Annotated in this window: 17 protein-coding genes (1 of these 17 running past the window's edge); 8 read left to right on the top strand and 9 right to left on the bottom strand. The window is 64.7% G+C overall.

The features are described 5' to 3' along the window. The 3 genes from GSQ92_RS23905 to GSQ92_RS23895 form a co-directional block, all read right to left on the bottom strand. Positions 1–437, bottom strand: the beginning of a protein-coding gene (locus GSQ92_RS23905; RefSeq protein ID WP_158805100.1) for an NAD-dependent epimerase/dehydratase family protein. Its footprint begins 547 nt before the window's first position; only the first 437 of its 984 coding nucleotides appear in the window; the start codon lies at positions 435–437; the stop codon falls past the left edge of the window. A 67-nt stretch (positions 438–504) separates the two neighbouring features. Further along, a complete protein-coding gene (locus GSQ92_RS23900; RefSeq protein WP_158805099.1) occupies positions 505–1,293 on the bottom strand; it encodes a 3-hydroxybutyrate dehydrogenase in 789 nt (262 codons plus the stop codon). Positions 1,294–1,356: 63 nt separating this feature from the next. Then, the gene (locus GSQ92_RS23895) at positions 1,357–2,082 is read right to left on the bottom strand and encodes an acetoacetate decarboxylase (protein ID WP_254065842.1); all 726 of its coding nucleotides are present in this window, start codon (positions 2,080–2,082) and stop codon (positions 1,357–1,359) included. A gap of 156 nt (positions 2,083–2,238) precedes the next feature. On the opposite strand from GSQ92_RS23895, the gene GSQ92_RS23890 reads away from it, so the two are divergent. Further along, a complete protein-coding gene (locus tag GSQ92_RS23890; protein WP_158805097.1) occupies positions 2,239–3,402 on the top strand; it encodes a patatin-like phospholipase family protein in 1,164 nt (387 codons plus the stop codon). Between the two features lie 12 nt (positions 3,403–3,414). On the opposite strand, the gene GSQ92_RS23885 is transcribed toward GSQ92_RS23890, so the two are convergent. After that, positions 3,415–4,890, bottom strand: coding sequence for an MFS transporter (locus GSQ92_RS23885; RefSeq protein ID WP_158805096.1), 1,476 nt, complete (start codon positions 4,888–4,890; stop codon positions 3,415–3,417). 200 nt (positions 4,891–5,090) lie between these two features. Between GSQ92_RS23885 and parE the strand changes: the two genes are divergently transcribed. The 3 genes from parE to GSQ92_RS23870 all read left to right on the top strand — a co-directional run bounded on the left by parE (position 5,091) and on the right by GSQ92_RS23870 (position 8,051). After that, the gene (gene parE / locus GSQ92_RS23880) at positions 5,091–7,061 is read left to right on the top strand and encodes a DNA topoisomerase IV subunit B (protein WP_158805095.1); all 1,971 of its coding nucleotides are present in this window, start codon (positions 5,091–5,093) and stop codon (positions 7,059–7,061) included. A gap of 82 nt (positions 7,062–7,143) precedes the next feature. Further along, a complete protein-coding gene (locus tag GSQ92_RS23875) occupies positions 7,144–7,608 on the top strand; it encodes a hypothetical protein (RefSeq protein WP_158805094.1) in 465 nt (154 codons plus the stop codon). Further along, a complete protein-coding gene (locus GSQ92_RS23870) occupies positions 7,605–8,051 on the top strand; it encodes a hypothetical protein (protein WP_158805093.1) in 447 nt (148 codons plus the stop codon). Before GSQ92_RS23875 ends, GSQ92_RS23870 begins: the two co-directional genes overlap by 4 nt. A 76-nt stretch (positions 8,052–8,127) precedes the next feature. On the opposite strand, the gene GSQ92_RS23865 is transcribed toward GSQ92_RS23870, so the two are convergent. Continuing rightward, the gene (locus GSQ92_RS23865; protein WP_158805092.1) at positions 8,128–10,476 is read right to left on the bottom strand and encodes a heavy metal translocating P-type ATPase; all 2,349 of its coding nucleotides are present in this window, start codon (positions 10,474–10,476) and stop codon (positions 8,128–8,130) included. A 67-nt stretch (positions 10,477–10,543) separates the two neighbouring features. Between GSQ92_RS23865 and GSQ92_RS23860 the strand changes: the two genes are divergently transcribed. Then, positions 10,544–10,813 carry a metal-sensitive transcriptional regulator gene (locus GSQ92_RS23860; RefSeq protein WP_158805091.1) on the top strand — a complete coding sequence of 90 codons (270 nt, stop codon included), beginning with the start codon at positions 10,544–10,546 and terminating at the stop codon, positions 10,811–10,813. Positions 10,814–11,091: 278 nt separating this feature from the next. On the opposite strand, the gene GSQ92_RS23855 is transcribed toward GSQ92_RS23860, so the two are convergent. The 4 genes from GSQ92_RS23855 to hutH all read right to left on the bottom strand — a co-directional run bounded on the left by GSQ92_RS23855 (position 11,092) and on the right by hutH (position 17,063). After that, positions 11,092–11,697 (bottom strand): HutD family protein, encoded by a 606-nt coding sequence (locus GSQ92_RS23855; RefSeq protein WP_158805090.1) that lies wholly within the window; start codon positions 11,695–11,697, stop codon positions 11,092–11,094. After that, positions 11,697–13,073 (bottom strand): formimidoylglutamate deiminase, encoded by a 1,377-nt coding sequence (locus GSQ92_RS23850; RefSeq protein ID WP_158805089.1) that lies wholly within the window; start codon positions 13,071–13,073, stop codon positions 11,697–11,699. Before GSQ92_RS23850 ends, GSQ92_RS23855 begins: the two co-directional genes overlap by 1 nt. A 270-nt stretch (positions 13,074–13,343) precedes the next feature. Beyond that, the gene (hutU, locus tag GSQ92_RS23845) at positions 13,344–15,011 is read right to left on the bottom strand and encodes a urocanate hydratase (RefSeq protein WP_158805088.1); all 1,668 of its coding nucleotides are present in this window, start codon (positions 15,009–15,011) and stop codon (positions 13,344–13,346) included. Positions 15,012–15,527: 516 nt separating this feature from the next. Continuing rightward, positions 15,528–17,063 (bottom strand): histidine ammonia-lyase, encoded by a 1,536-nt coding sequence (gene hutH / locus GSQ92_RS23840; RefSeq protein ID WP_158805087.1) that lies wholly within the window; start codon positions 17,061–17,063, stop codon positions 15,528–15,530. A 225-nt stretch (positions 17,064–17,288) separates the two neighbouring features. On the opposite strand from hutH, the gene GSQ92_RS23835 reads away from it, so the two are divergent. The 3 genes from GSQ92_RS23835 (at position 17,289) to GSQ92_RS23825 (ending at position 21,303) form a co-directional block, all read left to right on the top strand. Next, positions 17,289–18,218, top strand: coding sequence for a Ku protein (locus GSQ92_RS23835; RefSeq protein ID WP_158805086.1), 930 nt, complete (start codon positions 17,289–17,291; stop codon positions 18,216–18,218). Continuing rightward, positions 18,218–20,764 (top strand): DNA ligase D, encoded by a 2,547-nt coding sequence (ligD, locus tag GSQ92_RS23830; protein ID WP_158805085.1) that lies wholly within the window; start codon positions 18,218–18,220, stop codon positions 20,762–20,764. Before GSQ92_RS23835 ends, ligD begins: the two co-directional genes overlap by 1 nt. A 167-nt stretch (positions 20,765–20,931) precedes the next feature. Beyond that, positions 20,932–21,303, top strand: a complete 372-nt coding sequence (locus GSQ92_RS23825; RefSeq protein ID WP_158805084.1) for a VOC family protein — start codon at positions 20,932–20,934, stop codon at positions 21,301–21,303. Positions 21,304–21,342 lie beyond the last annotated feature (39 nt).

Here is a 21,342-nt window from a genome sequence, read left to right as displayed (position 1 = left end):
GGATCGCTCTCGGCGAAGGGCATCTTGGTATTGCCGCCATAGACCGAAGAAGAACTGGCATAGACGAAATGCCGCAGCCCTTTGAGATGCCGCGCCGCCTCTACCATCACCACCTGGCCCATCAGATTCGCTGTGACGTAGGCATAGGGGTCGATCATTGAGAATCGCACCCCGGCCTGGGCCGCCAGATGAACGATGCGGTCGATCCCGGGCTCCCGCGCCATCAGCCCGGTCACTGCTTCCCGATCGGCGATGCTAAGCTGGGTAAAGGAAAAGCCGGGCTCGGCTGCCAGCCTCGCCAGCCGATCCTCCTTCAGCCGCACCTCGTAATAGGTGTTGAGGTCATCGACCCCCACCACCTGCTCACCTCGGGCAAGAAGTGCTAGCGTGGTGTGGTAGCCGACGAAGCCCGCGGCCCCCGTCACGAGCACGGTCATAGGGCGCGACGATCAGCTTCGGGCATGATGGACCTCCGTCTGGCTGCCATCAGATAAGGGCACCAGGCTATTCGGCCACCCATCCGCCGTCGATCGAGATCGGTGCGCCGGTGATCGTCTTGGCGGCATCCGAGCACAGGAAGACCGCCAAGGCCCCGATCTGCTCCGGCGTCGTGAATTCGTGCATCGGCTGCTTCTCGCTCACCAGTTCGAGCTTCTCCTGCTCGACCGACTTGCCGCTTTTAGCCGCGCGATCCTGCAACTGCTTCTCAACCAGCGGTGTCAGCACCCAGCCGGGGCAAATTGCATTGACCGTGACGCCGGTATTGGCGAGTTCGATCCCAGCGACTTTGGTCAAACCAAGGATGGCGTGCTTTGCCGCGACATAAGCCGATTTCTGTCCGCTGCCCACCAGCCCATGCGCTGAGGCGGTGTTTATGATCCGGCCCCAGCCACGCGTTTTCATGCCGGGCGCCGCCGCCTTGATTCCGTGGAAAGCGGCGGAGAGGTTGATCGCTATGATCGCATCCCATTTCTCCTCGGGAAAATCGACGATTTCGGCGACGAACTGGATGCCGGCATTATTGACTAGGATATCGACTTCGCCCAAAGCCGCGATGGTATCAGCCACCATCTGCCGCACCGCCGCTGGCTTGCTGAGATCGGCACCGGAATAGCCGGCGCGCACGCCAAAATCATTCTCGATCGCTGCCCGTTCGCGGTCGATATCGGCTTGCGACGCGAAGCCGTTCATCATGATATCGGCGCCCTCGGCGGCGAGCGAGCGCGCGATGCCGAGCCCGATGCCGCTGGTCGATCCTGTGACGAGCGCCACGCGCCCCTTCAATGAAGCCATGGGCGTATTCCTTCAGAAACCACGCGTCGCGCCTTCAGAGATTAGCGACGCGCCGACCATCCCTCACGCCAGAAAATCATGCAACACGCGGCCATAGGGCAGCGTGAGATCGGCCTTGATATGCTGCCCATGGAGTATCCTGCGCACCGGCAGATCGGCGACCCGCGCATTGACATGCGGGACAAGCTCGAGCCTCGCCTCGCCACCAAAGGCAAACTTCAAGCTCACATCATTCATATTGTAGCCGACGAGCTGCGCGACTTTCGCGCTGCCATCGACATCCGGGATGAACTTCAGATTGACGCCGAGTTTGCTGAGTTGGCTGATCATACGGTCATGATCCGCTTGTTCACGCACAAGGTTGTATTCCTTGTAGCACATGGTGCCCATGGCAATGCGGATCTCGTCGTAATGCAATGTGCCGGTCAGCGTGTCATGGATCGGGCGAAGTTCGGGCAGACCATATTTCTTCGGAAAACCCCAGATCTCGCGGCCAGCCGTGGTCGGAGGCTCGTCGTCCAAATACATCTGAACCGTAAAATTGCACGGCTCGCCCTTGAACTTGGCGCAAATACCCGCGCCACTTTCCTGATAGCTGCCGAAGCCGGTGGAATCCGGCATCTTCATCCATTCGTAGAAAACATGATTGCCGTCCGGTTCCAGCGGCTCCGGCAACAGCCGACGGATCGCCTCAGGATCGCTCTCGTAATGGATGAGGAGATATTCTCGGTCGAAGAAACGATAGGGGCCTTTTGGATAACTCGGACTCGCGAAGGGCATGGAGGTCATGCCAAGAACATCGTCTCGATTCACACAACGGTCCTTTTTATGCGCCGGCGCCGCTTCCGGCCCCTTAAGGCGTCTCGGAAGTAAAACTTGAACAGCGCGGCCCTTCTGTCCAGTGATCTTTCCGCGTCGACCGCTGCGCCCCCCGGAGAAGCACTCATGGATACCGTCCCGCCTCGCCCAGCGCCCACCGTCGACTCCGGCAGGGATGCCCGAGGCCCCCGCCGTGACCGCGTCGCCTTGGTTCTGCAGGGTGGCGGCGCGCTCGGTGCCTATCAGGGCGGCGTTTTCCAGGCGCTGGAGGCTGGCGGCATCGTCCCGGATTGGATCGCGGCGGTGTCGATCGGCGCCATTAACGGCGCCATCATCGCGGGCAATCCACCCGAGCGGCGCCTCGAACGTCTCCGCAGCTTCTGGGAGCTCATCACCGCGCGGCGCGTGGAATGGCCGGTTCTGGACGGCGATACGGCACACCGGATTGCCATCAATGTCTCGGCGGCAGGCAGCATCCTGTTTGGCCAGCCCGGCTTCTTCAAGCCGAACCTGCCGGGACCGTGGCTCAGTCCGCGCGGCTCGAAACAGGCGACCGCCTACTACGACACATCGCCACTACGCGAGACGCTGCTGCACTTCGTGGATTTCGATCTGCTCAATGACGGCCCGATCCGCTTTGCCGTCAGCGCCGTGAATGTCGCCAGCGGTAATTTCGCCTTCTTCGACAATCGCTCGACGCGCATTCTGCCGGAGCACATCATGGCGAGTGCAGCCCTGCCGCCTGGTTTTCCAATGGTCCAGGTGGGCACAGACTATTTCTGGGACGGTGGCACCGTTTCCAACACACCGCTCTCGCATGTTCTCACGACGATCGAGGGCGCCGATGCGCTCGTTTTCCAAGTTGATCTGTTCAGCGCAAGCGGTCGTCTGCCACGCGATATCCAGGAGGTTTCGGCGCGGCAAAAGGAGATCCAATATTCCAGCCGCACCCGCATGGTGACCGACGCTTTCAAGTCGCAATACACGCTGAGGAGCCGTATCCGTCAGTTGCTCGAACGCCTGCCAGCAGACCAGCGCACGGAGGAAGACCGCCTCCAGCTTGAAGCCCTGCGCGAACTGCCGGAGGTCAGCATCCTGCAACTGATCTACCAGCAGGCAGCTTACGAGGGAGATTCACAGGACTATGAATTCAGCCGGCGCTCCATGAATGACCACTGGGAGAGCGGCCGGCGCGACACCCGCCTGACTCTGGAGCGAAAGGACTGGCTGAAGATCCCCGGCCCCGAAACCGCCATCGTCAGCCACGACATCCATCGGCCAGACGAGTAGCTCGCCGCGGGCCTAACTCGGCAGCCGAGCCGCCCTTGGCACCAGAACAGCGGACACCAGCGCGCCGAGCGCGAGGATCACCCCGAGTAGGAATACGTTGTGCAGCGCGCCCGCCAGCAGCCCTGCGATCCGCTCAAGCGTCGCGGGCGCCAGGGCACCCCGCAGCACGGGATCGACCAGATCACGCGCCGCATCATGCACGCCCGCTGCCGACAGCCCGGCATTGACGACACCACCGAAAGCCGCCGCGCCCAAAGCCTGGCCCATGAGGCGGCTGAAGTAGAACAGCGCTGTCGCGCGCCCGCGATCCTCCCAGACCACGCTCGACTGCACCGCCACCGTGAAGACGAGGCTGGTCACGCCAAGCCCGACGCCCGTCAGCACGCAGGCGACACTCATCCATCGCCAGTCCACCGGGCCAGGCCGCAATTCCAGGAAGGCGAGGCTGCCGAGCAGGAGCAGAATCGCCGCCACCGTCGCCACGCGGCGGTAGGGGAAGCGGCCCAGGAAGCGCCCCATGCTCATGCTGGCGCCCGTCCAGCTCACGGTCATGACCGCAAGCGCAATGCCGGAGACCAGGGCGCTGTCGCCCGCGACCCCCTGCGTCCAGGTCGGCAGAAAGGCGGTAAAGCCGATCAGGATGGCGCCGCATAAAATCGCTGAGCTATTCGCCGCCAGGATGAGCGGCCGCCGCCACAGATGGAGTGGCAGCAGAGGCACGCGCACCGCCCGCTCCCGCCAGGCGAAGCCCAGCAGCGCCACGACGCCGATCCCCAGCAGCAGTCCGACGCTGCGCCAGGACAGGCCATGCAACTGCACCAGAGTGCCCATCACTGCGCCGATACCGATCATCAGCAACAACGCGGCGGGCAAGTCGATCGCCGCCGGCCGGCTCACCGCGCGAGGCTCGTGCAGGAAGCGGATCACCATCGCCATGGTGATCAGCCCGATCGGAATATTGACCCAGAAGACGAAGGGCCAACCCAGCGTGCCGACGAAGAAGGCGCCAAGCAGCGGCCCGATGACGGCCGCGATGCCCCAGATGCCGCTGACATAGCCCATCATGCGTGGCCGATCCGCCGGAGCCGCCACGTCGCCGATGATGGTCGTCGCCATCGGCACCAGCCCGCCGCCGCCGATCCCCTGGATGGCGCGGAAAGCGATCAGCGAGCCCATGCTCCAGGCGCATCCGCATAGCAGCGAGCCCACCAGGAACAGGGCCGCGCAGCCGAGATAGACCGACCGACGACCGTAGCTATCCGCGAGCCGCCCGTACAGCGGCGTCGTTATCGCCTGAGCCAGCAGGTAGACGCCGAAGGCCCAGGAAAACAGGCTGAAGCCGCCGAGCCGCGCCACGATGGTGGGCATCGCGGTGCTGATGACGGTGACCTCGACCGCCGCCATGAAGGTGGAGACCAGCATCGCGGCAATAACCAGCCGCCCCCGCTGCGCCGGGACCGCGATAGCCTCTTCCGGTATTTCACCCATGCCGCCGTTCCGCCCCCACCCCTGATTAGTAGATGGCGGCGGCTCCCCGGAACAGCCACGCGGCCTCATCGCTCCTCTGCGCGATGTGCCCTTCGCGCTTCTCCGCGACAGCGCCCCAAGGCCCCGGTATGCCCCTCGTCCCGGCCTTGCGGCGCAAGCCAAGCCACGCCTATCGTGCGCGGCATGAACCGGAACAAGACATGAACGACCTCTTCACCCCGGGCAGCAACGAATCCGCCTATTCCGCCAAGGACATCGAGGTTCTGGAAGGGCTGGAGCCTGTCCGCCGCCGTCCCGGCATGTATATCGGCGGCACCGACGAAAACGCCTTGCACCACCTCGCCGCCGAGATCCTCGATAACTCCATGGACGAGGCCGTGGCCGGGCATGCGAGCTTCATCGAGATGTCACTGGCTGCCGGCAACCTGTTGACGGTGCGCGACAATGGCCGCGGGATCCCGATCGATCCTCACCCCAAGTTCAAGTCCAAAAGCGCGCTGGAGGTGATCCTCACCACGCTCCATTCCGGTGGCAAATTCGGCGGCAAGGCTTATGCGACCTCGGGCGGCCTGCATGGCGTCGGCAGCTCCGTCGTCAACGCGCTCTCCGACCTGTTTGAGGTCGAGGTCGCGCGGGAGAAGCGGCTCTGGAAACAGAGCTACAGCCAGGGCAAGCCGCTCTCCAAGCTGCTCGACTCGGGTCCTATTCAGAACCGCCGCGGCACCACGATTCGTTTCCGTCCGGACCCCGCGATCTTCGGCAAGACCCTGGCCTTCGGCCCCGCCCGGCTCTACCGGCTCTGCCGCTCCAAGGCCTATCTGTTCCGCGGCGTCGAAATCCGTTGGAGCTGCGATCCGGCACTCCTCGCGGGCGTCGAGGGCGTGCCCGCCGAGGCGGTCCTGCACTTCCCTGGCGGCCTGCGCGACAGTCTGGAGGAGGATCTCGGCGACTCCGGCCGCGTGCTGTCGCAGCCATGGGCCGGCGAGGCCGATTTCCCCAACCAGGGCGGCCGCGTCGAATGGGCCTGCGCCTGGCTGGAAACCTCCGGCGGCTTCCTCAACAGTTACTGCAACACTGTGCCGACCCCGCTCGGCGGCACCCATGAGGCGGGGCTCCGTGCCGCGCTGCTGAAGGGGCTGCGCGGCTGGGGCGAACATCGCGGCAACCGCCGCGCCGCCCAACTCACCGCCGAGGACGTGCTGACTCCCCTCGCCGCCAAGCTCTCGGTGTTCCTGCGGGAGCCGCAGTTCCAGGGCCAGACGAAAGAGAAACTCACCAACGGCGATGCCACCAAGCTGGTGGAAACCGCCATGCGCGACCGCTTCGACCATTTTCTCGCGGGCGACCCCAGTCAGGCCGACAACCTCCTCTCCTTCGCCATCGAACGCGCCGAGGAACGCATCCGCAGACGTGACGAGAAGGACACGCCGCGAAAATCCGCCACTCGCCGCCTGCGCCTTCCCGGCAAGCTGGCGGACTGCACGCGCGAGAACGCGGCCGAGACCGAAATCTTCCTGGTCGAGGGCGACAGTGCCGGTGGCTCCGCCAAACAGGCGCGCAACCGCGACACCCAGGCGATCCTTCCTTTGCGCGGCAAAATCCTCAACGTCGCCAGCGCGTCGACTGAGAAGCTGCGGCAGAATCAGGAACTCAAGGATCTCATCGAGGCGCTGGGCTGCGGCGTCGGCGAGCGCTTCGACATCAAGCGCCTGCGCTACGGCCGTATCATCATCATGACCGACGCGGATGTGGACGGCGCGCATATTGCGAGCCTGCTGATGACTTTCTTCTACCGCGAACTGCCCGAGCTGGTGCGCCTCGGCCACCTCTACCTGGCCCAGCCACCGCTGTACCGCCTGACGCAGGGCGCCAAATCGGTCTACGCCATGGATGACGCAGGGCGTGAGCGGCTGACGAAATCGCAGTTCAAGGCAGGCTCCAAGGTCGAGGTCAGCCGCTTCAAGGGGCTGGGTGAGATGCCACCTTCGGCGCTCAAGGAAACCACCATGGATCCGAAGCGCCGCACCTTGCTCAAGGTCGTGGCCCTGCCGGAGAACCGCGCCGCCACCAACGCCATGGTCGAAAACCTCATGGGCCGCAGGCCGGAACTACGCTTCCAATTCATCCAGGAACGCGCCCAAGCCATCACAGTGGAAGCGCTGGACGTCTGAAATAGCGCCGCGATCCCGTCGAAAATTAAAGGGTTCGAACTCGATCTATATCCCACGCGCCACAGCCACGCCGGAGAGCGGAATGCCGACCAATGTTAACGACGCTCGCGCGGAGTCCGACGCGGCTGGGGCGCGGCAAACCACGAGCGCAGCCGATTCAGCAGCCTGGAGCCGCGCCCGCGATGGTGCGCTTCTGAAGAAAGGCATTTTCGCGCCGATAAGATCGAAATGGCACGAGCTGAAGGACAATTTTCGCGAGATACCCTTCAACCCGAAAGCCAATGCGCTGGTGCGCTCGTTCCCGCTTTTCGATCTGAGTCAGAGCTGCCAAGTCGTCGAGGATCTTTTCCGCAGGGCAACCGCCAAGCCCGGCCAGCCGCGAACCCTGGTGATTGGCGAAGTCCACGGCCAGCCGGCGCTGCTGTCGCTCTACCACGAAGCGCTCAAGCAGCTGTCCAAACTTTCCAAGCCCGTATATCTCTCGGAATACTCAAAGGAGATCGCGCCGTCGGTTTGCATGATGGTCGACAGGCGCTGCAGAAGATGAAACGCGCTGGCGGCATGGCGCAATATCTTCGGTCAATTTCGAAACACGACGCCGACTGGGCGGCCATGGTCTTGCCGCCCGCAATCGCGGAAGACCTGGGGATAGAGATAAAATTCAGGCGAGGTCGCTACGGCTCCGATGAGAAGGCCATGAACGAAGACTTCGCCAGGGATATCGTTGACGCTCAGCGCTCGGGCCGCAACGCGCTGGCGGGGATGGGTGCGTTTCACGTCGGGCCCGTGCACCGCCTCATTACCGAACACGGTGGCGAGGCGTCTGCCAATTTCGCCGCAGCGGTGTTCACTCCGGATATCGACCACAAACGCCCTCAAGGTTTGAAACCGCTCTGGGCCAATAACATCCGGCATGACTTCGAAAAGATCCCAGACGGCGACCACCATCGCTTCGCCGGCTACCGTCTCAAGGCGGCGATGAAGTTATAATCACCAGAAGCCGCCACAGCAAGAAACTGCGAGAGCGGCCGTCCAAGCCTCGTTCGGCTCGAAGGCCGTGCCGAACTTAACTGATTGCCCGCGCCCGTAGCCGCAGCGCATTGCCGATGACGCTGACGGAAGACAATGCCATCGCCGCCGCCGCGATCACCGGCGACAGCAACAGTCCGAAAACCGGATAGAGCACACCGGCCGCCACCGGCACGCCGAGTGCATTGTAGACGAAGGCGAAGATCAGGTTTTGCCGGATATTCGACATGACTGCCCGCGACAACTTCCGCGCGCGCAAAATCCCCGCCAATTCGCCGCGCAACAGCGTGATGCCCGCGCTTTCGATGGCGATGTCGGTGCCGCCGCCCATCGCGATGCCGACATCCGCCAAGGCTAAGGCTGGCGCATCGTTCACGCCGTCCCCGGCCATTGCCACAACCCGACCCTCGGCCTTCAACCGCGCCACGACATCGCGTTTGCGTTCCGGCAAGACCTCCGCCTCGACCTCGGTGATTCCCAAGCGCTGCGCCACCCCGTCCGCCGTCACGCGGCTGTCGCCGGTCAGCATGACGATGCGCAAACCCTCGTCCCGCAATGACCGCAACACCTCCACCGCGCCCTGCCGTATTGGATCAGCGATGGCCACAACACCAGCCGCCACCCCATCCACACCGACCAGGATCACGGTCGCGCCGCCCTGCCGAAGCCCATCGGCGAGCTCGGCAACCGCCGCGACATCAACGCCCGCATCACTCAGAAACGCCGCATTGCCGACCAGTATATGCCGACCATCCACCAACCCCGCCGCGCCCTTGCCCGTAACGGAAGTAAACGCCTCAACCTGCGGCACCACCAACCCGCGCGCCCCCGCCGCCGCCACTATGGCTGCGGCCAAAGGATGCTCAGACGCCCGCTCCACCCCCGCCGCCAGCCTCAGCACTTCTGCCTCGGCATAGCCCGCCACCACGGCGACCTCCGCCACCACCGGCCGCCCCTCCGTGAGCGTCCCGGTCTTGTCCAACACCAGCGTATCGACGCGCTCCAGCCGCTCCAGCGCCTCGGCATTGCGGATGAGCACGCCCATCGCCGCCCCACGGCCCACACCCACCATGACCGACATCGGTGTTGCGAGACCAAGCGCGCAGGGACAGGCGATCACCAGCACCGAAACCGCGGCGACAAGCCCATAGGTGAGGCGTGGCTCCGGTCCCACCAGCGCCCAAACGGCGAAGGCGAGCACCGCGATCGCGACCACCACCGGCACGAACCACCCCGCCACGCGATCCGCCAACCGCTGGATCGGCGCGCGCGACCGCTGTGCGTCTGCCACCATCTGCACGATCCGGGCCAGCATCGTCTCGCGCCCAACCCGCTCGGCCCGGATGACAAGACCGCCAGTCTGGTTGACCGTGCCGCCAATGACCTGCGCGCCCGCGACTTTCAGAACCGGCACCGGCTCGCCCGTCACCATCGCTTCACTGACGCTGGAGCGGCCCTCGGTCACCACACCATCGATCGGCACCGCCTCTCCCGGCCTCACCCGCAGCAGGTCACCAACAGCAATGACGTCGATCGCGACGTCCTCCTCCCCGCCATCATCGCGGATACGACGGGCAGTTTTCGGCGCCAGATCCAGCAAGGCCCGCAGCGCGCCGGAGGTTTGGGAGCGTGCGCGCAATTCCAGAACCTGCCCGAGCAGGGCAAGAACCGTGATGAGGGCCGCCGCCTCGAAATAAACCCCGACCCTGCCGCCTTCCATCCGGAAGCCACGCGGAAACAGCCCCGGCGCGACGGTCGCCACCACGCTGTACGCCCAGGCGATCGCGATCCCCATGGCGATGAGCGTGAACATGTTGAGGTTGCGGCTACGCAGCGATGCCCAGCCTCGCGCCAGAAACGGCCAGCCCGCCCACAACACGACGGGCGTTGCGAAAACGAGCTGTACCCAAACCGAAACACGGTCGGACACCAGCCTGTGCAGGCCCGGGAGCAAATCGCCGCCCATCCCCAATAGAAAAACCGGAACCGTCAGAACCACGCCGAGCCAGAACCGGCGCTTCATATCGAGGAGTTCGGGATTCGGGCCGTCATTCTGCGTCGCCGTTTCAGGCTCCAGCGCCATGCCGCAGATCGGGCAACTACCGAAATTCGGTCGCCGGATTTCTGGGTGCATCGGGCAGGTAAAAACCGTGCCATCTGCCACCACGGGCGGCGCGGCATCCTTTGCGGCTGAATAATGTTCCGGATCGGCGACGAATTTCGCTCTGCAACCGGCGCTGCAGAAGAAGACCGTCTCGCCCTCATGCGTCGTGTGGTGTTTCGCCCCGGCCGGATCGACCGTCATGCCGCAGACCGGATCCTTCGCCCTCTCCGCGTGATGGCAACCGCTCGCGCCATGACCCGTATGGTCCCGATGACCGCTCATCCGACGCCTCCGACATACCCCCATAGGGTATCTTGCCCCATATACCCTCCCAGGGTATAAGCACAAGATGCAGAGCGATACGAAAGCCTCTTGCCTGAAGCGCCTCGGCCGCATTGAGGGGCAGGTGCGCGGGATCGCCCGCATGATGGAGGAAGACCGCTACTGCATCGATCTCGTCACCCAGATCTCCGCCGTCCGCGCCGCGCTCAAGCGCGTGGAGGAAGAAGTTCTTCGCGACCACGTCAGCCATTGCGTAGAGCACGCCATCACCGCGGGCGACACTGACGCTCAGCGCGAAAAGGTGCTCGAACTCTGGGACCTGGTGCGGCGGGGATAGTCAGCCGCGTAGGCTTGATAAGACGCGCTGCTACTGGCAGGGCGGCGGCGTGCCGCCTGTACAAACCGACTGCAGACCACCGGGCAGCGTGTAGGAACCGGGCGGATACTGCGGCTTCGGCGCAGTATACGTGTGCTTGTAACTGTGATGCGTTCCAGTGTGACCGTGCGACGAATGGTATGTGTGCTTGCTGTGCGAGCTATGCCGGTGATGGGCCGAGGCGCAGCCGCCAACGCTCGCGGATAGAACGAACCCGAGCAGCATGATGCAGACGAATCTCACGCGGCACATTCCGGACCGTCTTGCTCCTCGCTGATTGCCTCGATCCGCGCCCAGAACGCCCTGCCCAAAACCATGCTCTCCTCTCCAGCCTCCACCATCGCCACGGCACCCTCCGGCACTAGGAGCGATGCGTCGCCCATACCGATCTCGACCGGACCATCCAGCGCGACGACCAGCCCCACCCTAGCCGGCGCAAGCCGTGCCATCTCGCCAGGCCGCGTCAGTCCCGCCGCGTAACGGGCAAGCCTGCGATCAACCATGAGATTGAGATCGCGAGTCGGCCCGGCGAGCAAACGGCATACGGCACTAACCTCACCCGGGAACGCAATCGCGTCCAGGGGCCGCAGGATTCGCGCAGGCGCATCGCCAAGGCTAAGGGCGAGCCCCTCACCTGACAGCACCGTCAGCAGCCGGTCGATATTGGGGAAAACCGAGAAAGGCCCGTCGGAAGCAATCTCCGCCAGGCTCAGGCGCCAATCCCACGCGCCATCTGTCGCCCATTCGGTGCCCAGGCGGCCGCGCGCGATCTCCCAGGTGGTTCCTCCGCCATTGCGCCAGGGCATCGCCTGGAACGCCTCCGGCAAGACAATCCGCATCGTCATCAGCGGTTGACGTGCCGCAAAGCCTGCAGGAAGCGGGGCCGCACGCCCTCCTCCGCCGGATGCCGTCCTTCGCGCACCCGCCACAAACCAGCCACCATCACGTCCCGGACCGGCAGCCCGCTCCCGCCGAACACGGCGCAGTCGAGCAGGTTATCCCCCTCCGCCTCAGGCTGCGTCAGGCGCGAGCGATCCAGCACCAGCAGATCGGCGCGGCACCCCGGCGCGAGCGCACCCACCGGCTGCCCCAGCGCCGCTGCGCCGCCCGCCACCGCGGCATGGTAAAGGCCCGCGCCCACACTGCCCGAGGCGCGCGGCGGCAGCCCCACGCCACGCCGCCGCTGGCTGAGGCGCTGCCCATATTCCAGCAGCCGCAACTCCTCCCACGGATTGAGCGCGATATTGCTGTCCGAGCCGATACCGAACCGCCCCTCCGCCGCAAGAAATGGCCCGAGCGGAAACAGACCATCGCCAAGATTGGCCTCGGTGATGGGACAAAGCCCGACCACCGCGCCACTCGCCGCGATATCCTCAATCTCGCTCTGCTCGACATGAGTGGCATGGATGAGGCACCAGGACGGACCCACCGGTGCCTCCACCATCAGAAGCTCAACCGGCCGCGCGCCGGTCTTAGCAAGGCAGTCCTCAACCTCGCGCAACTGTTCGGCGACATGGATGTGGATCGGCGTCTCATCCGGCAACGCGGCCGTCATGGCCCGCACGACCTCCACCGGCACCGCCCGCAGCGAATGCGGCGCGAGGCCGATGCGCAGCCCGCCCATTCCCCGCGCATGCCGCCGCAGCGATCCGAGCAATCGCATCATACGGTCCTCATCCATCGCGAACCGCCGCTGCGCCGGCTCAAGCGGCGCGCCGTCAAACCCCGCGCGCATATAGAGAACGGGCAAGAGCGTCATCCCTATCCCGGTCTCGGCCGCCGCCTGGATCAGCCGCACCGACATCTCGGCGGGATCGGCGAACAACGCGCCGTCGGTATCGTTGTGCAGGTAATGAAACTCGCCGACCGTGGTGTATCCCGCCTTGAGCATCTCGATGAACAGCATCGCCGCGATCGCAGCGAGATCCTCCGGCCCCACACGATGCGCCGCGCGATACATCGTCTCCCGCCACGTCCAGAAACTGTCGGAGGGATCGCGCCTCCGTTCGGCGAGACCCGCCATGGCCCGCTGAAACGCATGCGAGTGCAGGTTCGGCATCCCTGCCACCACAGGCCCCGCCACGCGCTCCACATCCCAGCCGGCACCCTCAACCGCATCGGCACGGACCTGGGCGATTGTGCCGTCAGGCGCGATGTCGATCCGCACATCCTCCGCCCAGCCAGACGGAAGAAGGGCGGAAGGCGCGAGTAGCGACGGCATCGGCGATATCCTTATCGAGGCGGCGTGGCGGAGAAGCGGAACATAATCCCTCCACCTCTCCACGGCGGAAATACGGTGGAACCGAGCCAGCTGATTGCGCGGCGATTCTTCGCCATGCGGCACATACCAAATGGCGGCGACTCGTCATGCTTGGTGAAAGCCGAGCATCCACGACTTACCTTCGGGCCGCGAGTAAGGCGTGGATCCTCGGCCTTCGCCGAGGATGACGGCGGCGAGGCATTGCCAATACCGTAAGGAGTTAGTTCCCCCTCACCCTAAGATCCCCGGCAGATCCAGCCCCTTATCCCGCGCGCAATCCAAAGCCTCCGGATAGCCCGCATCCGCATGCCGCATAACGCCCGTCGCCGGGTCGTTCCACAGCACCCGCGCCAGCCGCCGTGCCGCATCCGGCGTGCCGTCCGCGACGATCACCATGCCGGCATGCTGCGAATACCCCATGCCAACCCCGCCACCATGATGCAGCGAAACCCAGGTGGCCCCGGACGCACAATTCAACAACGCATTGAGCAAAGGCCAGTCGGAGACAGCATCCGAGCCGTCCCGCATGGCTTCGGTCTCGCGGTTCGGGCTGGCGACGGAACCCGAATCGAGATGGTCCCGCCCGATCACGATCGGTGCCTTCAACTCGCCCGAGGCCACCATCTCGTTGAAGGCAAGACCTAGCCGGTGCCGATCGCCCAGCCCCACCCAGCAAATCCGCGCGGGCAATCCCTGAAACGCGATTCTCTCGCGCGCCATGTCGAGCCAGTGGTGAAGATGCGCGTTGTCCGGCAGCAGCTGCTTAACCTTTGCGTCGGTGCGATAAATGTCCTCCGGATCGCCAGAGAGCGCTGCCCAGCGGAATGGCCCGATGCCGCGGCAGAACAGCGGCCGGATATAGGCTGGCACAAAGCCCGGAAAGTCGAAGGCATCGGCGACGCCTTCATCTTTCGCCACTTGCCGGATATTGTTGCCGTAATCCAGCACCGGCACGCCTGCGCGATGGAAATCCAGCATCGCCCGCACATGCGTCGCCATGCTGGCGCGCGAGGCCGCGATGACCGCCTGCGGATCGCGATCCCGCTTCTCCTCCCATTCCGCGACACTCCAGCCCGCCGGAAGATAGCCGTTCAGCGGGTCATGCGCCGAAGTCTGGTCCGTCACCGCGTCCGGCCTCACGCCCCGCCGCATCAGCTCCGGAAACACCTCCGCCGCGTTGCCGAGCAGCCCGACCGACACCGGCTTTCCGTCAGCCTTGGCGCGCGCGATGATCTCAAGCGCCTCGTCCAGATCGTTCGCCTGGACATCGAGGTAACGCGTACGCAGCCGCATCTCGATTCGCGTCGCCTGACACTCCACGGCAAGGCACGAGAACCCCGCCATCACGGCGGCAAGCGGCTGCGCGCCACCCATGCCGCCGAGGCCGCCCGTCAGGATCCACCGCCCCGCGACATCGCCGCCATAATGCTGGCGCCCAACCTCGACGAAGGTCTCGTAAGTGCCCTGAACAATCCCCTGCGTACCGATGTAGATCCAGGACCCCGCCGTCATCTGGCCGTACATCATGAGGCCCTTGCGATCGAGCTCATGGAAATGCGCCCAATTCGCCCAGGCCGGCACGATGTTGGAATTGGCGATCAGCACGCGCGGCGCGTCGGCATGTGTGGTGAAAACGCCCACCGGCTTCCCCGACTGCACCAGCAGCGTCTGGTCGTTCTCCAATTTCCGCAGGCTCTCCACGATGCGGTCGAAACTGTTCCAGTCGCGGGCGGCGCGACCGATGCCGCCATAGACCACCAGTTCCTCAGGCCGCTCGGCGACCGCCGCGTCCAGGTTGTTCATCAGCATCCGCAGCGGCGCTTCCGTCAGCCAGCTCTTCGCGCTCAGCGTCGTGCCGGTAGCAGCACGGATGTGACGGCTGTTGTCCAAGCGTGTCATGAAGCGAGCTCCGTAAGAAACCGCCGCACCCGTGTTTGTTTCGTTATCATTATAACACCTTAAGCGTGAGTTCAGACCGATCCCGTATACTGATGCTTTCAGGAGGTTCCGATGCAACTACCACCCGCAGATTCATCGCCCGCATCAAAATGCGCCGCGATACGCGACAATGAGTCTATACCCTTCAACCCCGAAACTACCCAAAGCCCGCCAAAGCCTAAGCAAGATGGTAGTATTCTTCAGACCTTCACGCGCCATTGGAGGCAGACCTTGGAACGAATGCGCAAGCCGAAAGAACCGCCCATGACGTATTTGCGGCAACAAGAGCATTACCGGAACTACTTCAATGACGGGCCAACCCGTGGCCCTTTTCTTCCACCCAACGTGCGCTAAAATTATTCGCTGGGCGCGCGGCGCATGTGGAATGCACTCGCTTTGCATTGACCGTCCAGTAACCGCGAGGGCAGATGAAGGTTCGGTCGTCGCGTCTTGTGACCGGCACAGAAGTCACGGCAATCACGCCTTGACGCTCGGCAGCGCAAGGCCGACGGCCTTCATGACGGCTCCGCTGCGGATAAGCGCCGTAGCGGCCTCCATATCCGGCGAGAAATGCCGGTCCTCATCCAAGGTCGGCACCTCGGCGCGCAGCAACCGCCGCACGGCCTCCAGCGGCCCGGAGGAAGCGAGCGGCGCGTGGAAGTCGCAGCCCTGCGCCGCCGCCAGCAACTCCACGCCCAGCACATGACCAAGATTGGCCGCCATCGGCAACAGCCGCCGCGCGCCATGCGCCGCCATGGAAACGTGATCCTCCTGATTGGCGGAAGTCGGAATGGAATCGACGCTGGCCGGATAGGCCATCTGCTTGTTCTCGGAAACCAGCGCCGCCGCCGTCACCTGCGGCAGCATGAAGCCCGAATTCAACCCCGGTCGCGGCGTGAGGAAAGCCGGAAGCCCCGACAGCGCCGGATCGATCAGCATCGCGACCCGCCGCTCGGCGATTGAGCCGATCTCGCACAGCGCCAGCGCGATCATATCGGCCGCGAAAGCCACAGGCTCGGCATGGAAGTTGCCGCCCGACAGCGCCTCGCCGGTCTCCGGGAAGATCAGCGGATTGTCGGAAACCCCGTTCGCCTCGGTGCCGAGCGTCGCCGCCGCCTGCCGCAGCACGGTCAAAGCCGCGCCCATCACTTGCGGCTGGCAGCGCAGGCAATAAGGGTCCTGCACCCGCTCGTCGCCGGTGAAATGACTCTCGCGGATCGCGCTGCCCGCCATGAGGCGCCGCAACGCATCCGCCACATCGATCTGCCCGACATGGCGCCGCAGCGCATGAATACGCGGATCGAACGGCGTGTCTGACCCCCGCGCCGCATCGGTCGAGAGTGCCCCGGTGACGAGCGCCGAGCCCAGCAGCAGCTCACCCTCGAACAGCGCCGCCAGCGCATAGGCCGTGGAGAACTGGGTGCCGTTGAGCAGCGCCAGCCCCTCCTTCGGCCCCAGCGTGAGCGGCGCGAGCCCCGCCGCCGCCAGTGCTGCCAGCGCTGGCCGCCGCTCGCCCGCAACCACGATGTCGCCCACGCCAATCATCGCCGCCGTCATATGGGCCAGCGGCGCCAGATCCCCCGAAGCCCCGACCGAGCCCTGCGAGGGCACGACCGGAACCAGATCCCGCGCCAGCATCGCCTCCAGCAGCGCCACCGTCTCCGGGCGCACGCCAGACGCCCCTTGCGCGAGGCTCGCAAGCTTCAGCGCCATCATCAGCCGCGCGATGGGCAGCGGCATCGCCGCGCCAACGCCGGCGGCATGAGACAACACGATGTTCCGCTGTAGCCGCTCCAGATCCGCCGTCTCGATGCGAATGCTGGCGAGCTTCCCGAAGCCGGTATTGATGCCATAGACCGGCTCGCCCCGCGCCAGGATCGCCGCCACGGCCGCGGCGCTCGCCGCGATCGGTCCGCGCGCGCTTTCGGCCAGCGCCAGACCCTCGGCGCCCTCGCGGTAGATCCGCCGCCACGTCGCGAGCGGCACCGCGCCCGGCGTCAAAACCAGAGCCATGGACCCCTCCTAATATGTCTAGACATATTGCCCAGCGGGAGCCGCCCTGTCACCTCTGGGGGTCGTCTCCACACCGCGTCGCCACAGCAATCATGCGCCATCCTTGGCTAGCAGCCCGCCCCTCCAACGACCTCCGCCCTGCGGCGCCGCGCCCTCAACTTGCCGATGCCTTGAGGGATGCCCGATCTTTCCCACATGCGACTCGTATCTGGGAAAGATCAGGGCATGGCCAAACCCGCCTCGCGCCGCCGAGCGACCCATAGCACCACGCCGCCGGGCGCCGGGCGCCCGGTCTGGTCAGGCTCGCTCCGGCTGGCCCTCGTTACCGTCTCAGTGCAGCTCTTCTCCGCCATCAAGACGGGCGCCCGTCTCTCCTTCCACCAGATCGACCCGAAATCCGGCAAGCGCATCCGCTACGAGAAGGTCGCCCCCGGCTCAGGCCCCGTCGATACCGACCGGATCATGAAGGGCTACGAGATCTCCAAGGGCAACTATGTCCTGCTCAGCGACGAGGAACTCGACTCGGTCAAGATCGAAGCCCGCAAGACCATCGACCTGGTGCAATTCGTCGACCATTGCGAAATCGATCCTATCTACTTCGACCGCCCCTACTACGTTCTGCCGGACGGTGAACTGGCCGAGGAAGGCTATTGCATCCTCCGAGACGCGCTCAGGGCCACCAACAAAATGGGCCTCGGCCAATTCGTCATGCGTGGCCGCGAATATGTCGCCGCCCTCAAGCCCTGCGGCGACGGTCTCATGCTGGAGACTTTGCGCTTCACCGATGAGGTGCGCTCCGCCGCCCCGCTCTTCGCGGATATCAGCGATGTCGACGCGGATGCCGAACTGCTCGATCTCGCCAAGGAGTTGATCGCCCGCAAATCCGCGAAATTCGACGCGAGCAAATTCCACGACAAATACACCGAGGCCCTCCGCGACCTCATCGAGGAAAAGGCCAAAACCGGCAAACCGCTCGCGGTTGATGAGGATGACGGCAAGTCGGAGGGCAGTGGCAAGGTCATCGACCTCGTGGCCGCGCTCAAGCGCAGCCTCGCCCAGAAAAACGAGCAGATTGCCGCGGCACCCGCCAATGATCCCGCGCCGAAGCCCAAACGCGCCCCAGCCAAAGCGGCACCCCGGCGCAAGGCAAGCTGATGGCCACCGCGCGCGGCTCGCTCGAAACCTACAACGCGAAACGGCGCTTCAACGAGACGCCCGAACCGGAGGGCAAAAAGCCAGCGGCCAAGCGCGCCAAATCGACCGAGCCCGGCATCGGCATCTTCGTCGTCCAGAAACACGCGGCGACGCGGCTGCATTACGACTTCCGCCTCGAACTCGATGGCGTGCTGCTGAGCTGGGCCGTCACGAAAGGCCCCAGCCTCAACACCAAGGATAAACGCCTCGCGGTGCGGACCGAGGATCATCCGCTCGACTATGGCGGCTTCGAGGGCATCATCCCGAAAGGCAATTACGGTGCCGGCACCGTCATGCTGTGGGATACCGGCCGCTGGGAGCCGATCGGCGATCCCCATGCCGAACTCGAAAAGGGCAAGATCGCCTTCAACCTTTTCGGCCAAAAGATGCGCGGCCGCTGGGCGCTGGTCCTGATGCGCCACGCCAGCGACGAGAAGCGCGAGAACTGGCTGCTCATTAAGGAACGCGACGAGGAAGCCGACGAGACCCGTAGCCTGGTGGATGAGAAACCCGACAGCGTCGTCAGCGGCCGGGATCTCGACGCCATCGCCGCCACCGGCAGCGCCTGGCGCAGCGGCAAGGAGGGCGGCGAAGCACCCGCCAAGGCACAGGGCAAGCGCGGCAAACGCCCGGTCTTCGTCGAGCCGCAACTCGCGAGCCTCGTCGATGCGGTGCCGGAAAGCGACGGCTGGCTCTTCGAGGTCAAGTATGACGGCTACCGCACGGAACTCGCGGCCAGCGGCGATGACGTGCACGCCTATACCCGCACCGGTCTCGACTGGACCGAGAAATTTCCCAACATCATCGCCGCCGTCAAATCCCTCGACCTCGACCGCGTGCTGATCGACGGCGAAATCGTCGTGCTGGATTCCGAGGGCCGCAGCAATTTCGGCGCGTTGCAAAACTCCCTGACGGAAGACCGCCACAATCTCGTCTACTACGCCTTCGACCTGTTGCAAGACGGCAAGACCGATTGGCGCGGCAAACCCCTGCTCGAACGCAAGGAACGCTTGAAGCAGATTCTCGCACCGGCGCAAAAAGAAGGCGTTCTCGTCTATAGCGATCACATCGACGGCAATGGCGCCGCCATGCTGGAAATGGCGCGGGAGAAGGGCCTTGAAGGCGTCATCGCGAAGCGCGCCGACCGCCCCTATCGCTCCGGACGCGGCGAAGCTTGGCTCAAGATCAAGGTCGCGCATCGCCAGGAATTCGTCGTGCTCGGCTTCCGACCATCGGATAAGGCGCGCCCCTTTTCCTCCCTGATCCTCGGCGTCCATGAGGGTGAAAAATTACGCTACGCCGGCCGCGTCGGCTCCGGCTTCTCCGAGGAAACGCTCAACACGCTCGGCGAGGCCTTTGCGAAAAGCGCCATCAAGACGCCGCCCGCCATCGAGATCCCGCGCGAGATCATCCGCGAGGCGCGCTGGGTAAAGCCCGATATCGTGGTCGAAATCGCCTTCAACGGCTGGACCCGCGACAATCAGATCCGCCAGGGCCACTATCTCGGCCAGCGCGCCGATAAGCCCGCCGAGGAAGTGGTCCGCGAGACGCCGGCGAAGGCCGATTCGGCGCCCGCCAAGCCAAAACCGAAAACCGCGAAGACGCAGAAAATGACAGCGGAACCCGAGGATCTCGGCGTGCGCCTGACGCATCCCGAGAAGCTGCTCTTTCCCGATGCCGGCATCACCAAGCAGGATCTCGCGAAATACCTGGCTCTCGCCGCCCCGCGCATGATGCCTTTCGTGCAAGGCCGATTGCTAAGCCTGGTCCGCTGCCCGGACGGCATCGCGCATGAGCGTTTCTTTCAGCGCCATCCGATGCGCGGCATGGATCCCGCCTGGCTGCACACGACCGTCAAGACCACGCACCAGAACGAGGAATACCTCTATATCGAGGAACCTCGCGCGCTTATCGCGGGCGCGCAATGGAGCGTCATCGAACTCCATATCTGGGGCAGCGCGCTTAAGGTTTTGGAAAAGCCCGACCGTATCGTCTTCGATCTCGATCCCGACGAGGGCTTCGGTTTCGAACGCGTGAAAACCGCCGCCGTCCGTTTACGCGACGTGCTGGATGCGCTCGGCCTGCAAAGCCTGCCGCTGCTATCCGGCGGCAAGGGCGTCCATGTCGTCGTCCCCATTCGTCCGCAACACGAATGGCCCGTGGTGAAAGCCTTCTCGGCCGCGCTGGTGGATCGTATCGTGACGGATGAGCCCGCCACATATGTCGGCACGATGAGCAAGGCCAAGCGTCAGGGCAAACTCTTCATCGACCATTTCCGCAACGAACGCGGCTCGACCGCCATCGCGCCTTATTCCCCGCGCGCCCGCGAAGGCGCCCCAATCGCCTGGCCGCTCTCCTGGGATGAATTGGCGAAGACCAAAGCCGCCAATGTCATGACCCTGCCGAAAGCGATGGCGGCCGTCGGCGAACCCAACCCTTGGGACGACTACGCGAAGATCACACAGAATCTCACGAAGAGCGCGATTGCGGCGGTATCCGACAAGTAACGCCGACCGACGCATTCATCAATCCATTGACGGTCACTACCGTCATGCTCGGCGAAGGCCGAGGATGACGTGGGGAGACACGCCACGCGGATCGGTATGACGCCCCGCACGACGGTTCCACCCAAACCACACCCATGCTCCACTAACCCCCATCACGGGAGAAACTCATGCTCGACCATGTCACCATCCCCGTCACCGATCTCGCCAAGTCGCAGGCTTTCTACGACGCGGCCCTTGAACCGCTCGGCATCGCACGCGCCTATGCCGTTGGCGACGCCTACGCGGGCTACGCGGTCGCGGGCAAAGCCGCCTTCTGGATCGCGTTGCGGGACGCCGTGCATACCGGGGTCCACATCGCCTTCACCGCGCCCGACCGCGTCACCGTCGATCACTTCTACAACGCCGCGCTCACCGCCGGAGGGCGGGACCACGGGGCGCCTGGCCTGCGGCCGGAATACCATCCGAATTACTACGGCGCCTTCATACTCGACCCCGACGGCCACAACATCGAAGCCGTCTGCCACGAGCCCATCGCCTGACATCGCCAGCCGCTTGACCCTACCCCGCCGTCCCAGCCA

It is taken from the genome of Acidisoma sp. S159, from assembly GCF_009766125.1.
Lineage (GTDB): Bacteria > Pseudomonadota > Alphaproteobacteria > Acetobacterales > Acetobacteraceae > Acidisoma.
Note: the sequence above shows the minus strand (reverse complement) of the source record. Positions and strands in the feature narration are given on the sequence as shown.

Bases quoted from the DNA above. Each gene is read 5' to 3' on its own strand.
- GSQ92_RS23900 (WP_158805099.1), bottom strand. From the start codon at position 1,293: ATGGCTTCATTGAAGGGGCGCGTGGCGCTCGTCACAGGATCGACCAGC.
- GSQ92_RS23895 (WP_254065842.1), bottom strand. From the start codon at position 2,082: ATGACCTCCATGCCCTTCGCGAGTCCGAGTTATCCAAAAGGCCCCTAT.
- GSQ92_RS23890 (WP_158805097.1), top strand. From the start codon at position 2,239: ATGGATACCGTCCCGCCTCGCCCAGCGCCCACCGTCGACTCCGGCAGG.
- GSQ92_RS23885 (WP_158805096.1), bottom strand. From the start codon at position 4,890: ATGGGTGAAATACCGGAAGAGGCTATCGCGGTCCCGGCGCAGCGGGGG.
- parE (WP_158805095.1), top strand. From the start codon at position 5,091: ATGAACGACCTCTTCACCCCGGGCAGCAACGAATCCGCCTATTCCGCC.
- GSQ92_RS23875 (WP_158805094.1), top strand. From the start codon at position 7,144: ATGCCGACCAATGTTAACGACGCTCGCGCGGAGTCCGACGCGGCTGGG.
- GSQ92_RS23870 (WP_158805093.1), top strand. From the start codon at position 7,605: ATGAAACGCGCTGGCGGCATGGCGCAATATCTTCGGTCAATTTCGAAA.
- GSQ92_RS23865 (WP_158805092.1), bottom strand. From the start codon at position 10,476: ATGAGCGGTCATCGGGACCATACGGGTCATGGCGCGAGCGGTTGCCAT.
- GSQ92_RS23860 (WP_158805091.1), top strand. From the start codon at position 10,544: ATGCAGAGCGATACGAAAGCCTCTTGCCTGAAGCGCCTCGGCCGCATT.
- GSQ92_RS23855 (WP_158805090.1), bottom strand. From the start codon at position 11,697: ATGACGATGCGGATTGTCTTGCCGGAGGCGTTCCAGGCGATGCCCTGG.
- GSQ92_RS23850 (WP_158805089.1), bottom strand. From the start codon at position 13,073: ATGCCGTCGCTACTCGCGCCTTCCGCCCTTCTTCCGTCTGGCTGGGCG.
- hutU (WP_158805088.1), bottom strand. From the start codon at position 15,011: ATGACACGCTTGGACAACAGCCGTCACATCCGTGCTGCTACCGGCACG.
- hutH (WP_158805087.1), bottom strand. From the start codon at position 17,063: ATGGCTCTGGTTTTGACGCCGGGCGCGGTGCCGCTCGCGACGTGGCGG.
- GSQ92_RS23835 (WP_158805086.1), top strand. From the start codon at position 17,289: ATGGCCAAACCCGCCTCGCGCCGCCGAGCGACCCATAGCACCACGCCG.
- ligD (WP_158805085.1), top strand. From the start codon at position 18,218: ATGGCCACCGCGCGCGGCTCGCTCGAAACCTACAACGCGAAACGGCGC.
- GSQ92_RS23825 (WP_158805084.1), top strand. From the start codon at position 20,932: ATGCTCGACCATGTCACCATCCCCGTCACCGATCTCGCCAAGTCGCAG.